General features: G+C 67.9%; 9 protein-coding genes. 5 read left to right on the plus strand and 4 right to left on the minus strand.

The features are described from left to right. Positions 1-154: 154 nt before the first annotated feature. Together betT and CR157_RS08790 are read right to left on the minus strand one after the other, a co-directional pair. On the minus strand, positions 155-2233 hold the full coding sequence (betT, locus tag CR157_RS08785) for a choline BCCT transporter BetT (RefSeq protein WP_219999915.1): 2079 nt from the start codon (positions 2231-2233) through the stop codon (positions 155-157). 314 nt (positions 2234-2547) lie between these two features. After that, positions 2548-2874 (minus strand): rhodanese-like domain-containing protein, encoded by a 327-nt coding sequence (locus CR157_RS08790; RefSeq protein WP_110283160.1) that lies wholly within the window; start codon positions 2872-2874, stop codon positions 2548-2550. A 124-nt stretch (positions 2875-2998) separates the two neighbouring features. On the opposite strand from CR157_RS08790, the gene CR157_RS08795 reads away from it, so the two are divergent. The 4 genes from CR157_RS08795 (at position 2999) to ada (ending at position 6515) form a co-directional block, all read left to right on the plus strand. Beyond that, a complete protein-coding gene (locus CR157_RS08795; protein ID WP_110283161.1) occupies positions 2999-3895 on the plus strand; it encodes a LysR family transcriptional regulator in 897 nt (298 codons plus the stop codon). A gap of 177 nt (positions 3896-4072) precedes the next feature. Next, positions 4073-4249: a hypothetical protein gene (locus tag CR157_RS22580; protein ID WP_181422015.1), complete on the plus strand. Its 177-nt coding sequence runs from the start codon at positions 4073-4075 to the stop codon at positions 4247-4249. Between the two features lie 102 nt (positions 4250-4351). Further along, the gene (locus CR157_RS08800; RefSeq protein WP_110283162.1) at positions 4352-5224 is read left to right on the plus strand and encodes a DMT family transporter; all 873 of its coding nucleotides are present in this window, start codon (positions 4352-4354) and stop codon (positions 5222-5224) included. Positions 5225-5405: 181 nt separating this feature from the next. Then, the gene (gene ada / locus CR157_RS08805) at positions 5406-6515 is read left to right on the plus strand and encodes a bifunctional DNA-binding transcriptional regulator/O6-methylguanine-DNA methyltransferase Ada (protein WP_110283163.1); all 1110 of its coding nucleotides are present in this window, start codon (positions 5406-5408) and stop codon (positions 6513-6515) included. A gap of 91 nt (positions 6516-6606) precedes the next feature. Here ada and ftsH read toward each other — a convergent pair whose 3' ends face one another. Next, positions 6607-8508: an ATP-dependent zinc metalloprotease FtsH gene (ftsH, locus tag CR157_RS08810; protein WP_219999916.1), complete on the minus strand. Its 1902-nt coding sequence runs from the start codon at positions 8506-8508 to the stop codon at positions 6607-6609. Positions 8509-8668: 160 nt separating this feature from the next. Between ftsH and CR157_RS08815 the strand changes: the two genes are divergently transcribed. Then, positions 8669-13027 carry a DEAD/DEAH box helicase gene (locus CR157_RS08815; RefSeq protein WP_110283165.1) on the plus strand — a complete coding sequence of 1453 codons (4359 nt, stop codon included), beginning with the start codon at positions 8669-8671 and terminating at the stop codon, positions 13025-13027. On the opposite strand, the gene CR157_RS08820 is transcribed toward CR157_RS08815, so the two are convergent. Further along, positions 13011-13448 (minus strand): hypothetical protein, encoded by a 438-nt coding sequence (locus CR157_RS08820; protein WP_110283166.1) that lies wholly within the window; start codon positions 13446-13448, stop codon positions 13011-13013. The genes CR157_RS08815 and CR157_RS08820 overlap by 17 nt on opposite strands. Positions 13449-13522: the final 74 nt, after the last annotated feature.

Here is a 13522-nt window from a genome sequence, read left to right on the forward strand (position 1 = left end):
CTTGCAGGAGAGAGTCGCTCGGGGCGAGGCGGAATCGACACCTGCCAGCGGCCGCAAGGTCCCGGATTACAGCGAGCCGGCCAACTGGCACCGACGATGACGTAATCGACGGCCTGGTCGAAGGCTTGGTCGCTCATGGCATCGCTCCCTGGTGTCAGCGTCCCGGCGTGGTGGGATCGTCCGGCATGTTGGCTTCGGCGCCGGGCAGCTCCCGTTGGGAGTGCAGGAAGAACAGGTGCCGTTCGTACTGGTCGAGGATATCGGCGATCAGCTGTTCCTGGGTGTAGCCATAGACGTCGTAGCCCTGGCCGCCCTCGCCGATGTGCACCTGCAGCCGGTAGTAATGGGTGCCGGCGCGCGTGTCGCGAATGGAGAAGGCGGGCATGGCGCACTGGTGGGGCCAGATCTGGTAGGTGAAGTCCGGCTCATCGCCGAGGCTCACGTTCAGGGCCAGGTGCTCGTGCTCGCCGCTGCCCTCGACGATCTCCACCGGGAAGCCCTTCTCGCTCAGCACCTCGCAGATCTCCTCCATGGCCGGCTTGCCCACGTCGGCGAGGAAACGGCTGGCCTGCCCATGATTGGGGAAGCTGACGGCGCGGGCCAGGCGCTGGCGCCAGTTGCGAGCGGCACCCTCACCTGGCGCGGTACGGCCCGACAGGTGGCCGGCCATGCTGCCGCGGTGGCTGTCCTCCTTGAGGCCTTCCACCTTCAGGGCCTTGAACAGGCCCAGCATCATCAGGAACAGCACGAAGGCAAAGGGCAGGCCCATGATCACCACGGTGCTTTGCAGGGCGCCGAGGCCACCGGCCATCAGCAGGGCCAGGGTCAGTACCCCGATGACGGCGGCCCACAGGATGCGCATCCAGGCCGGCGCGTCGTGGTTGGGGTCGGTGAGCACCGAGGTCAGGTTGGAGAGCACCAGGGAGCCGGAATCGCCCGAGGTCACGAAGAACACGATGGCCAGGAGGGTCGTCACTACCGTGGTCAGCCCGATCCAGGGATAGCTCTGCAGGAACAGGTAGATGGCCGAGCCCGGATTGTTCATGGCCTGCTCGCCGAAATCGACGACGCCGGTGTCGTTCATCACCAGGTCGATGGCGCTGTTCCCCATGATCGACATCCACGCCATCATGAAGGACAGGGGCAGGATCAGGGTGCCGGCCACGAACTGGCGGATGGTGCGGCCGCGCGAGATGCGGGCCAGGAACAGTCCCACGAACGGCCCCCAGGCGATCCACCAGGCCCAGAAGAACACCGTCCAGGCATTCAGCCAGTCGGTGGGTGGATCGAAGGCATAGGTATTGAGCGACAGGGTGACGAAGCGGCCCAGGTAGTCACCGACGTTCAGCACCAGCGCATTGAGCAGGAACAGCGTCTTGCCGCTGAACAGGATGAACAGCATCAGCAGCAGCGCCAGCAGCATGTTGAACTCGGACAGCCGGCGGATGCCCTTGTCGACCCCGGTCACCGCCGAGATGGCGGAGAAGACCACGATCAGGATCGCCAGCGCCGCCTGGGTGACCGTGCTCTCCGGGATGCCGAACATGTAGTTGAGGCCGAAGTTGAGCTGGATGATGCCGATGCCCAGGCTGGTGGCGATGCCGAACACCGTGCCCAGCACCGCGGCGATATCCACGCCGTGGCCGATCGCGCCGCGGATGCGATGGCCGAAGAGCGGGTAGAGCGCGGAGCGGATGGTCAGCGGCAGGCCGTGGCGGTAGCTGAAGAAGGCCAACGACATGCCCACCAGGGTGTAGATGCCCCAGCCCGACAGGCCCCAGTGCAGGAAGGTCAGCTCCATGGCATGGCGGGCGGCCGCGGCGGTGCCGGGGTCGCCTTCCGGCGGTGCGAGGAACTGGGTGACTGGTTCGGCGATGCAGAAGAACAGCAGGTCGATGCCGATGCCGGCCGAGAACAGCATGGCGGCCCAGGTGACCATATTGAAGTCGGGTGTGGAGTGGGCCGGGCCCAGCCTGAGCTTGCCGTAGCGCGACAGGCCAATACAGATGACGAATACCAGGTAGAGCACCACGGCAACGAAGTAGAACCAGCCGAAGCTGTCCGAAACCCAGGCCAGCACGGCGTTGATTACTGCGCCGGCCGGTTCCGTGAAGATCATGGCCCATAGCGCAAAGGCCACGATGCCGATGGCCGAACCGTAGAAGACCACCGGGTTGAGGCGGTCGCGCCGCTGCCCCGATGGCTCTCGTGAGGCGACGGGCTCGTTCGCCATCTTCCCCTCCTTCGGCATGGATCGGTGCCCGCCGACGTCATGTCGCGTCCCCGGACCCGCGACGTCCTTGCGCCTGCTGCCTGGGCAGGTAATGGCGACACCGAAGATGGCGCATCCTGTCGATATCGTGCCGCCAGGCGAGACCGGCAAGGGCGGCATGCCCTTTGTGGTATAGAGGGGGAGGCGCAGGCCTGTCCAGCGATCGACGGCGCCCCGAGTGGCGTTCGACACGTCGCTGGGATGGGGCCCACGCCGCCACGAAAGGGGCCCTCCGGATCGAAGCACGGCAGGCCCCTGCGAAGGGCCCTGGCTCGTCAGGCCGTGGCGACGGGCAATTGGGCCTCCTCCCACTCCGCCTTGCCGCCCTTGAAGACGGCAACGTCGGTATAGCCCATGGCCTCGAGCTGGTTGGCCACCATGTCCGAGTTCTGGCAGGTCGCGCTGGCGCAGTACACCACGATCTCGGCATGCTTGTTTGGCAGCAACTCGGGCGCGCGCTGCTTGACCTGGTCGTGGTTGATATTGACGGCATTCGGCAGGTGCCACTCCCGGAAATACTTCTCCGGCAGCGCCTCTACTAGGGTTGGGTGCTCCCGGCTTTCGAGGCGGGCGGCAAGCTCTTCACGGTGGATCGTCTTCATGGTGGGACTCCAGGTGTCGGCGATGTGAATCCGTTGCCTCGGCAACGTGACGACCAGCGTAGGATTTGCGCATCGGCAATGAAATCGACAAAACTTGCATAGGATCATTGCAGAGTTGCAAGGCATGAACTTCGACTGGGACGATCTGCGGCTTTTCCTGGCGATCGCTCGCGCCGGTAGCCTGGCCGGGGCGTCGCGTACGCTCGGCGTCAACCACTCGACGGTGTTCCGGCGGCTCAAGGCGCTGGAGGCCGACCTGGAGGTGCGCTTGTTCGATCGCTTGCCGCAGGGCTATGTGCCCACGGCGGCGGGCGAGATACTGCGCAAGCACGCGGAACGGGTAGAGGAGGAGGCGCAGGCCATCGAGCGCGAGCTCGGGGGGCGCGACGTGAGGCTTTCCGGGCGGGTCGTCGTCACCACCACCGATACCCTGGCCAATGCGTTTCTCGCGCCCGTGTTCCAGGGCTTCGTCGAGCGCTACCCGGGCATCGAGCTGGAGCTGCTGATCGTCAGTGCCTTTCTCGACCTGGCCCGGCGTGAGGCGGATGTCGCCATTCGCCCGACGCAGGCGCCGCCGGAGAACCTGATCGGCCGCCGGCTGGGCACCATCCGCTGGGGGGTGTACGGTGCGCGCGACTACTTGCGGGAGCGTCCGGCGCTCGAGGATCCAGCGCGCCCGGCGGGGCACCGCTTCGTCGGCGGCAATGAGATGATCCGCCATCTCGCCAGCAGCCGATGGCTGGACGAACGGGTGCCGCCGGAGGCCTTCGCGCTACGCACGAACAGCGTCGTCGCGGCGCTGGGGGCCGCCCGGGCCGGCGCGGGGCTCGCCGTGGTGCCGCATTACATGGCTCGCCGGGAAAGCGAACTGGAGTGCGTGCTGGCGATCGGCCCGGAGGTGGCGACCGACCTGTGGCTGCTGGTCCATCCGGACCTGCGTCGCAGCGCCCGTGTCCGCGCCTTCATGGCCTTCGCGGTCGAGGTGGTCAGGCAGCGGCAGGCCGAACTGGAAGGCCGCTAGCGCCAGGGGGCGCGCCGAGCGCCAGGCCCGAGGCGGCGATTCGTGTTGGCAACCGAGGAACAAGCCCCGTTGCCGGGTATGCAATGGTCTGGTCATGCATCACGACGCGATGTGGATTGACGCCGCGGCCGGGCATGCTATTTTCTAATGCGTAGTCGCATCCAGGCGGAACTGTTCATGACCACCTCTGCACGCTCTCCTCTTTCCACGCTGGTGGCCACTCCAGTCGCCGCCGTGGTGCGTGCCGTGACTGCTCCCCCCCTGTCATCTGTCGCCCCGCCGGTCGGTGTCTCTCCGCCGGTGGGGATCGCCGTGGCCGGCGTTTCCCCGCCGCCCGCGTCTGCCCTGGGCTGATCGCCAGCCCGCCAGGCGGCTCCAGCAGTCGATTGCCTCTCTGCAACGCTGGCCCGATAGGGCCGCTGGAGCCTGTGCGTCTCTCGACAGGTGACTTTCCTCATGACATTCCACAACACCGCCTGGGCCGTCTACGGCTCCACGGCACTCTTCGTGCTGCTGTGGGGCAGCGGTGCCATCTTCACCAAGTGGGGGCTCGATCACGCCTCCGCTTCCGCCTTCCTGGTGCTGCGCTTCGCCCTGGCGCTGACCGTGCTGATGGCCATCGGCCTCTACCGACGACGCTGGTTGCCCGCGCCCGGCACGCGCCTGCGCGTCGCCTGCACCGGGCTGCTGCTGATCGGGGCCTATGCGATCTGCTACTTCCTGGCACTGGCCCAGGGCATAACGCCGGGCGTGCTGGCCACCGTGCTGGGGGTGCAGCCGATACTGACGCTGGCGCTGCTGGAGCGGCGCTTCCCGCTGGCGCGGTTAGTGGGGCTCGGCCTGGCGCTGACCGGGCTGGTCATGGTGGTCTACCAGAGCATCGGCCAGGCCCGCTTCTCGCCGGGAGGCATGGGGTTCGCGCTGGGGGCCCTGGCCTGCATGACCGGCGGCGCCATCCTGCAGAAACGTATGCAGCAGTCGCCCATCGAGGTCCTGCCGCTGCAGTATGCCGCCAGCCTGCTGCTGTGCCTGCCCTTCGCGGCGTTCCAGCCGCTGTCGTTCGAACTCTCGGTGGGGTTCCTGATTCCGCTGCTATGGCTGGCGCTGGTGATCTCGGTGGTGGCGCAACTGCTGCTGTACCGGTTGATCCAGGCCGGCAACCTGGTCAATGTCACCAGCCTGTTCTACCTGGTGCCGGCGGTCACCGCGGCGATGGACTACCTGTTCCTGGGCAACGCGCTGTCCGCGTTCAGCCTGGCGGGCATGCTGGCCATCCTGCTGGGGTTGGTGCTGGTGTTTCGGCAGCCCGGGGCGACAGACTCCGACTAGGCGCCCCCCTCGCCTTGTGTGATCGGGTTCACTCCGCTTCTTGCCGTCAAACGGGCCGCTTTGACAGCGTGTCGACGTCGGAGACGGCTGGCTGGTTTGAAAGCAAGAGACGGAGTGCGAATGGAGGCCGGCTGGCCCATCCTCGATGAACAGAGAATCGGGTAATGGAAGGAGGCCCGTCATGACCCATGATCGTGTTGATCCGCCCTGTACCTTCACCACCGATGAGGCGAGGTGGCAGGCGGTCCTGAACCGGGACACTACGGCGGACGGTGCCTTCGTCTATGCGGTGCGCTCCACCGGGATCTACTGCCGGCCGACCTGCTCGGCGCGGCGGCCGCGCCGTGAGAACACCGAGTTCTACACCGACGGGGACGCGGCCGAACGAGCCGGCTATCGGGCGTGCAAGCGATGTCGACCACAGGCAACATCGCTGGCGCAGCGACACGCCCGGGCGGTTGCCCGCGCATGTCGCCTGATCGAGGCATCCGAGGCCCTTCCCTCCCTCGACGACCTGGCTGACGCCGCGGGATTGAGTCGCTTTCACTTCCACCGGGTGTTCAAGGCGACCACCGGCTTGACCCCGAAGGCATACGGCGCCGCGTGTCGCGCCGAGCGGGTGCGGGAGGAGCTGTTGAGCAGCGAGACGGTGACCGACGCGATCTTCGATGCGGGCTTCAGCTCCAGCGGCCGTTTCTATGCCGCCTCGTCCGGGATCCTCGGCATGACGCCGGAGAGATACCGTTCAGGAGGTGAGGGCATGGAGATCCGCTTTGCCCTGGGCGAGTGTGCGCTGGGATCGATCCTGGTGGCCGCCAGCGACGAGGGGATCTGTGCCATCTCCCTGGGCGACGACCCGGACCAGCTGCTGCATGAGCTCCAGGAGCGTTTCTCGGCGGCCAGGCTGATTCCCGGCGATGCGGGCTTCGACGAGTGGGTGGCCCGTGTCGTGGGGTTCGTCGAGGCTCCGCGGCTCGGGTTGTCGCTCCCCCTGGATATCCGCGGGACCGCCTTCCAGCGGCGTGTCTGGCATGCCCTGACCGAGATACCGGTGGGCTCGACCGCCAGCTATGCGGAGGTGGCCGAGAGGATCGGAGCACCCCAGGCGGTGCGAGCCGTCGCCCGGGCTTGTGCCGCCAATACGCTCGCCATCGCGATTCCCTGCCACCGGGTAGTGCGCACCGACGGGACGCTGTCCGGGTATCGCTGGGGGGTGGAGAGAAAACGCGCCTTGCTCGAACGGGAGGCGGGCCACGGCGAGGTGGCGTCGCCGGGTGCGGCCATCGAGTGATCGCCTTCCTCGCGGCCTGTGCCGTGGTGTCGTCCATCCTCATCCTGCCGGCGCTGGGCATGCGACGGCCCAGCCTGGTACCACGCGGTCCTCACCCTTGAGGGGGCGTGGCGATGTGTGGCCGTGACGGTTCGAGCAGGCGGCGAATCTCGTCGGCTTCCAGGGTTTCATGCCGTTCCAGGGCGTCGGCGAGCGTATCGAGATGATCACGGTTGCGTTCGAGCAGCTCACGGCCGCGGGACTCGATGTCCACCAGGAGCCGACGGATCTCGTCGTCGATCACGGCGGCCGTGGCTTCGCTGTGCTCGCGTCCCTGGCCGAGTTCCTTGCCCAGGAACACATGCTCATGGCTCTGCGGGAAGGCGGTGGGGCCGATGCGCTCGTTCATGCCCCAGTGGGCCACCATGCGTCTGGCGAGTTGTGTCGCTTGCTGGAGGTCGTTCTCCGCGCCACTGCTGACTTCGCCGAAGACGATGGACTCGGCCAGGCGCCCGCCGAACATCACGGTGATGCGGTCTCGCAGGTAGGACTCGTTGTAGTTGTAGCGCTCTTCCTCGGGAACCTGCGCGGTCACCCCTAGCGCCTGGCCGCGCGGGATGACGGTGACCTTCTCCAGTGGGTCGGCGTGGGGCAGCAGGTAGGCCAACAACGTGTGGCCGGCCTCGTGATAGGCCACGATATGCCGCTCTCGCTCGGAAAGGGCGGCTTCCCGGACTTCGCCGAGCAGAATGCGGTCGCGTGCATCGGCGAAACACGCCCAGTCCACCTCGTGTTTCTCACGACGCCCGGCAAGCAGGGCCGCTTCGTTCGCCAGGTTGGCGAGGTCGGCGCCGGAGAAGCCGGTGGTGATCTGCGCCAGGCGCTCCAGGGAAACGCCTTCGGCCAGGGGGATGTTCGCCGTATGCACCTGGAGTATCGCATGACGCGCCTGCCGGTGGGGGCGTTCCATGGTGATCTTGCGGTCGAAGCGGCCGGGGCGCAGTAGGGCCGGGTCGAGCACGTCGGGGCGGTTGGTGGCGGCCAGCACCACCACCGATTCCTCTACCTCGAAGCCATCCATTTCGGCGAGGATCTGGTTGAGGGTCTGTTCGCGCTCGTCGTGACCGCCCCCCATGCCGGCACCACGAGTGCGGCCCACGGAGTCGAGCTCGTCGATGAAGATTACCGAGGGTGCCTCCTCCTTGGCCTGCTTGAAGAGATCGCGTACCCGCGAGGCACCGACACCGACGAACATTTCGATGAACTCGGAACCGCTGACACTGAAGAACGGCACGTTGGCCTCGCCGGCCACGGCACGTGCCATCAGGGTCTTGCCGATGCCGGGCGGCCCCATCATCAGGATGCCGCGCGGAATCTTGGCACCGAGCTGACGGAAGCGAGCCGGGTTCTTGAGAAACTCCACCACTTCGGCGATTTCCCGCTTGGCGTTGTCCGAGCCCGCCACGTCACTCATGCGCACGTGGCTGTCTTCGCGCCGGATTCTTTTGGCCTTGGACTGGCCTATGCCGAAAAGCCCGCCTCCCGACATCGCTCTCTGCTGCATGCGATACCAGAACCAGAACAGCAGGCCGAGGATCAGGATCAGCGGCAGCATTCCCATCAGCAGCTGCTGCCACCAAGGCGATTCGGTCGACAAGGCCTTGATATTCACCCCATGCTGCTCGAGTCGGTCGAGCAACCGCTGGTGGTCCATCTCCGGTAGCACGGTTTCGAATGCCTGGGCGTCACCGACTTCCAGGTTCCTGCGGCCTTCTTCGGTCAAGGTGCCTTCGACTTGCTGGCCCCGCAGGGTAACCTCGCTGACATAGCCATCCTCCACGGCTTCCACGAATTCGGAGTAGCCGAGTTCGGCCCGTGTCGGCTGCTGCTGAACGTCGATGTAGTAGAAGAAAAGCAGGAGCCCCACCAACAACCAGACGAACATCATCCACTGTTGACGGATCTTGTTCCGAAGCTCCTCGTTCGGGTCGGGCTGGCCATTGTCTTGCTGCATGTGGCCTTGCCGCTTCCCGTTCCGCCGATCGTCCCGCTGTGTCATGGACACCCCATAGGCAATCAGGCTTTACTTGAACCATGGTGCCGTCAGCGAGGATTTACAAGGCATTTTCCGGTCCTGGATCATGGCGCCGCGGTTACCGGTGAGGTGTATTGTCATGTCACTCAACGCCTTCCATTCAGCTGTCCAGGCCTGGTTCGAGCGCGACCTCGGCGTGCCCACCGAGGTCCAGGCCCGCGCCTGGCCGGCGATCGGCGCCGGCGGCCATGTGCTGATCGCCGCGCCCACCGGTTCCGGCAAGACCCTGGCGGCCTTCCTCGCCGCCATCGATGGTCTGGTGCGTCACGGTCTGGGGGAGGAGCTGCTCGACGAAACGACGGTGCTCTATGTGTCGCCGCTGCGGGCGCTCTCCAACGACATCCAGCGCAACCTGCAGGCGCCGCTGGCGGGGATTAGCGAGGAACTGGCGGCAGAGGGCCTGCCAACGCCGGAAATCCGTGCCTGGGTACGCACCGGCGATACGCCGGCCGGGGACCGCGAGCGCATGCGCAAGCGGCCGCCCCATATCGTGGTCACCACGCCGGAATCGCTCTACATACTGCTGACCTCGGCGTCGGGCCGGCGCATGCTCTCCAGCGTGCGCTCGGTGATCGTCGACGAGATCCATGCCGTGGCCGGCACCAAGCGCGGTTCGCATCTGGCGCTGTCGCTGGAGCGGCTGGCCGCCCTGACCGATGAGCCGCCCCAGCGCATCGGCCTCTCGGCCACTCAGAAGCCGGTGGAGGAGGTCGCCGCCTTTCTCACTGGCGGCGCCGAGTGCACGGTGATCGACACCGGCCATGTGCGCGAGCGCGATCTGGCCATCGCGGTGACCGGCTCGCCGCTGGCCGCGGTGATGGCCAACGAGGTGTGGGAGGAGGTCTACGACCGCCTGGCGGCATTGGTGGAGAAACACCGTACCACCCTGATCTTCGCCAACACGCGGCGCGTCTGTGAGCGGGTGGCGCGTCACCTGGCCGATCGCCTGGGCGAGGCGGCGGTGACCTCGCATCACGGCAGCCTGGCCCGCGAGCATCGCCTGGACGCGGAGCAGCGCCTCAAGAGCGGGGAGCTGCGCGCCCTGGTGGCCACCGCCTCGCTGGAGCTGGGGATCGACATCGGCGAGGTCGACCTGGTCTGCCAGCTCGGTTCGCCACGCTCCATCGCCGCCTTGCTCCAACGGGTGGGGCGTTCCGGCCATGGCGTCGGTCGTTTGCCGAAAGGACGGCTGTTCCCGCTGACCCGCGACGACCTGCTGGAGTGCACGGCGCTGATGGGGGCCGTGCATGCGGGCGAGCTGGACCGCCTGCACATCCCCGAGGGGCCACTGGACGTGCTCGCCCAGCAGATCGTGGCCGAGGTCGCCGGTGCCGGCGAATATGACGAGGAAGCGTTGTTCCGGCGGCTGACCGCGGCCTGGCCCTATCGGGCGCTGCCCCGGGAGCGCTTCGACGACGTGCTGCAGATGCTCGCCGATGGCTACACCACCCGCCGCGGGAGGCGAGGCGCCTATCTGCACCGCGACCGGGTCAACGGCCGCCTGCGCCCGCGGCGAGCCGCGCGGCTGGTGGCGCTGACCAACGGTGGCGCGATACCCGACCAGTTCGACTACGACGTGATGCTGCAGCCGGAGGAACTCCGGGTCGGCACGGTCAACGAGGACTTCGCCTTCGAGAGCATGCCGGGCGATGTCTTCCAGCTCGGCAACCAGGGCTATCGCATTCTCAAGGTGGCGACCGGGCGGGTGTTCGTCGAGGACGCCAGGGGCGCGCCGCCGAGCATTCCCTTCTGGTTCGGCGAGGCGCCGGCGCGCAGCGAGGAGTTGTCCCAGGCGGTGTCGCGGCTGCGGGCCGGCGTGGATGAGCGCCTGGCGGAAGAGGGCGAGGACGCCGCGCGCGAGTGGCTGGAGTCGACCCATGGCCTCGCTGGCGAGGCGGCCGAGCAGCTTGCCGCCTACCTCGCCCGGGCGCGGGCGGCGCTTGGCGTGGTGCCCAGCCAGGCGCACCTGGTGCTCGAGCGCTTCTTCGACGAAGCCGGCGACATGCACCTGGTCCTGCATGCTCCCTTCGGCTCGCGGCTCAATCGCGCCTGGGGGCTGGCGCTGCGCAAGCGCTTCTGCCGCAAGTTCAACTTCGAGCTGCAGGCGGCGGCGCTGGAGGACACCATCGTGCTGTCGCTGGGCCCCACCCACAGCTTCCCGCTCGACGAGGTGTGGCACTACCTGAAGGCCAGGACGGTGCGCGAGGTGCTGACCCAGGCGCTGCTCGACGCGCCGATGTTCGGCCTGCGCTGGCGCTGGAACGCCTCCATCGGCCTGGCGGTGCCGCGCACCCGCAACGGCCGGCGGCGCCCGCCCCAACTGCAGCGCCAGGATGCCGAGGACTTGCTGTCGGTGGTCTTTCCGGACCAGTTGGCCTGTGCCGAGAACCTGGCCGGTATGCGCGAGATTCCCGATCATCCGCTGGTTTCCCAGACACTGCATGATTGCCTGACACAGGCCATGGACGTGGCCGGCCTGGAGCACTTGCTCGAACGGCTGGAGGCGGGTGAGATCGCCGTGAGTGGCCGGGATCTCGCCGTGCCCTCGCCGTTGGCGGAAGAGGTGGTTAACGCCCGGCCTTACGCCTTCCTCGACGACGGTGCCCAGGAGGAGCGTCGTACCCTCAGCGTGCGTACCGGCAACGCCCTGGACGTGGCGGATGTCGCCGCCTCGGCCCGCTACGATGCCGAGGTCATTCGCCGCGTGCGCGACGAGGCCTGGCCGGCACCACGCGACATGGACGAGCTGCACGATGCCCTGGTGCTGTGCGGCTTCCTGACCACGACGGAAGCCGAGCGGGAAGGGCACGAGTGGCGCGCCTGGTTCACCGAGCTGGCCGAGGCGCGGCGCGCCACGGCGGTCTCCATGCCCGAGGGCGAGGTGCTGTGGGTGGCCGCGGAGCGGCTGGCCGAAGTGCGCGGGGTCCAGCCTCGGGCCGCGCCGACGCCTGCGATCGAGGCAGTGGGGCCGGTTCCCGGGAGCGCCGACACGGCCTTGATCGAGCTGCTGCGCTCGCGACTGGAGGCACTTGGCCCGGTGACCGCCGCGACCCTGGCCACGCCACTGGGCATGTCGCCGGCACGGGGCACGGCGGCGCTGGCGCGACTGGAGGCCGAAGGCTTCGTGCTCCAGGGCCGCTATACCGGCACCACGCGTGAGGTCGAGTGGTGCGAGCGGCGGTTGCTGGCCCGAGTGCATCGCTATGCCGTCGATCGCCGGCGGGCCGAGATCGAGCCGGTCAGCGTCCAGACCTATCTACGCTTCCTGCTCGACTGGCACGGCCTGACCGATCGCCCGCAGGGGGCCGAGGCCTTGGCGGGAGCGGTGGAGCGGCTGGAGGGCTTCCCGGTGGCGGCGGGGGCCTGGGAGCCGGATGTGCTGCCGGCCCGGGTCGCGGACTATGCGTCCCACCTGCTCGACCAGTTGCTCGCCAGCGGGCGTTTCGTCTGGCTGCGCCTGGTGTCGCCGCGCGTGGCGGCGGACGACGGCCGCCAGCGGCCGGGGCCGCTGCGCAACACACCCATCGCCCTGGTGGAGCGTCAGGCCCTGAACGACTGGCGGGCGGCGACACCGGCCCCGGATCCCGAGGCGCTGCCGCTGTCCGGGGGCGCGCGCCGGGTACTCGAGGCGCTGCAGGCCGGCGGGGCGATGTTCTTCGCCGACCTGCTCGGCCCAACGCGGATGCTGCGCACCCAGGTGGAGGAGGCGCTGGGCGAGCTGGCGGCCTGGGGGCTGGTGACCTCGGACAGCTTCACCGGGCTGCGAGCGCTGATCGCCCCGGCCCACAAGCGTCCGCCGATCGATGCGGGACGACGGCGTCGCCGCCGCCAGGCCCCGGGCGTGGATGCCGCCGGTCGCTGGTCCTGGCTGCCGGCGCCGGAGCGCGAGGCAACCACGGAGCGACGGCGGATCACCACCGACCTGGAGAGCCTGGAGCATATCGCCTGGGTGCTGCTCGGCCGCTACGGCGTGGTGTTCCGGCGAGTGATGGAGCGCGAGTCGGCGTTGCCGCCGTGGCGCGAGCTGCTCTACGTCTACCGTCGCCTGGAGGCGCGCGGCGAGATTCGCGGCGGGCGCTTCGTGCAGCAGTTCGCCGGCGAGCAGTTCGCGCTGCCGGAGGCGGTGGGCGCGCTCAAGGCGATGCGCAAGCGCGAACCGGACGACACCCGGGTGGTGGTGTCGGCCGCCGACCCGCTCAACCTGCTGGGGATTCTCACCCCCGGTTCCCGCCTGCCGGCGGTGGCGGGCAACCGCTTGCTCTACCGCGACGGCGTGCCGGAGGCGGTGCTGCACAATGGCGAGGTCCACTTCATGGAGGTGCTGACCGCCGCCGAGCAGTGGCAGGCGACGCAGCAGCTGCGGCGCGGTGCCGGCGCTCCCCCCGAACGGATGAGATCAGGCAAAGTGGCGCCCGAAGACTCTACGGCACATCCATGATGGCCCGGAGGCGATCTTTGTTGGCCTCGAAGAGTGCGTCGTTGTGGCGGCTGGCGTCGTCCAGGGATGGGTTTGCCATCGTCCGGGTGACGACCGTCTGCATGAGCTGTGAGCGAACCCATTGATGCTCGGCCCAGTTGCCGTTCTCCAGGGCAACCGCTTCGATTCTGGCCAGAAGAGAGGCATGGGAGGAGGCCATATGCCTTGTCTCGAGGCTTGCCGCCCGCTGCGCGATGCGGATGAACTCATCGATCTGGTCTTGAGTGACCTTTCCATCCGATGGGGGCTCATACTCCTGCAAGGAAACCTCCCTGACAATCTGTAACGTGTCATGCTCGAGCTCTTCCGCCACCAACGGGGCGGTGAAGGGAAGAACCAAGAGGAGGAGACAGAGCCTTGCCATCAGACGGGATATCGACATGCTATCTCCTTGAACCGCGATGAGGCGTGCGTCGGGGCGCGGCGCAGGGGGAGCCGCCACGCTGAACTCTCGCG

The organism is Halomonas sp. LBP4 (genome assembly GCF_003202205.1).
Taxonomy (GTDB): domain Bacteria; phylum Pseudomonadota; class Gammaproteobacteria; order Pseudomonadales; family Halomonadaceae; genus Halomonas; species Halomonas flagellata.

Excerpts from the sequence above, each read along its gene's own strand:
- CR157_RS22580 (WP_181422015.1), top strand. The coding sequence starts at position 4,073 with ATGACCACCTCTGCACGCTCTCCTCTTTCCACGCTGGTGGCCACTCCA.
- ftsH (WP_219999916.1), bottom strand. The coding sequence starts at position 8,508 with ATGCAGCAAGACAATGGCCAGCCCGACCCGAACGAGGAGCTTCGGAAC.
- ada (WP_110283163.1), top strand. The coding sequence starts at position 5,406 with ATGACCCATGATCGTGTTGATCCGCCCTGTACCTTCACCACCGATGAG.
- CR157_RS08795 (WP_110283161.1), top strand. The coding sequence starts at position 2,999 with ATGAACTTCGACTGGGACGATCTGCGGCTTTTCCTGGCGATCGCTCGC.
- betT (WP_219999915.1), bottom strand. The coding sequence starts at position 2,233 with ATGGCGAACGAGCCCGTCGCCTCACGAGAGCCATCGGGGCAGCGGCGC.
- CR157_RS08790 (WP_110283160.1), bottom strand. The coding sequence starts at position 2,874 with ATGAAGACGATCCACCGTGAAGAGCTTGCCGCCCGCCTCGAAAGCCGG.
- CR157_RS08815 (WP_110283165.1), top strand. The coding sequence starts at position 8,669 with ATGTCACTCAACGCCTTCCATTCAGCTGTCCAGGCCTGGTTCGAGCGC.
- CR157_RS08800 (WP_110283162.1), top strand. The coding sequence starts at position 4,352 with ATGACATTCCACAACACCGCCTGGGCCGTCTACGGCTCCACGGCACTC.
- CR157_RS08820 (WP_110283166.1), bottom strand. The coding sequence starts at position 13,448 with ATGTCGATATCCCGTCTGATGGCAAGGCTCTGTCTCCTCCTCTTGGTT.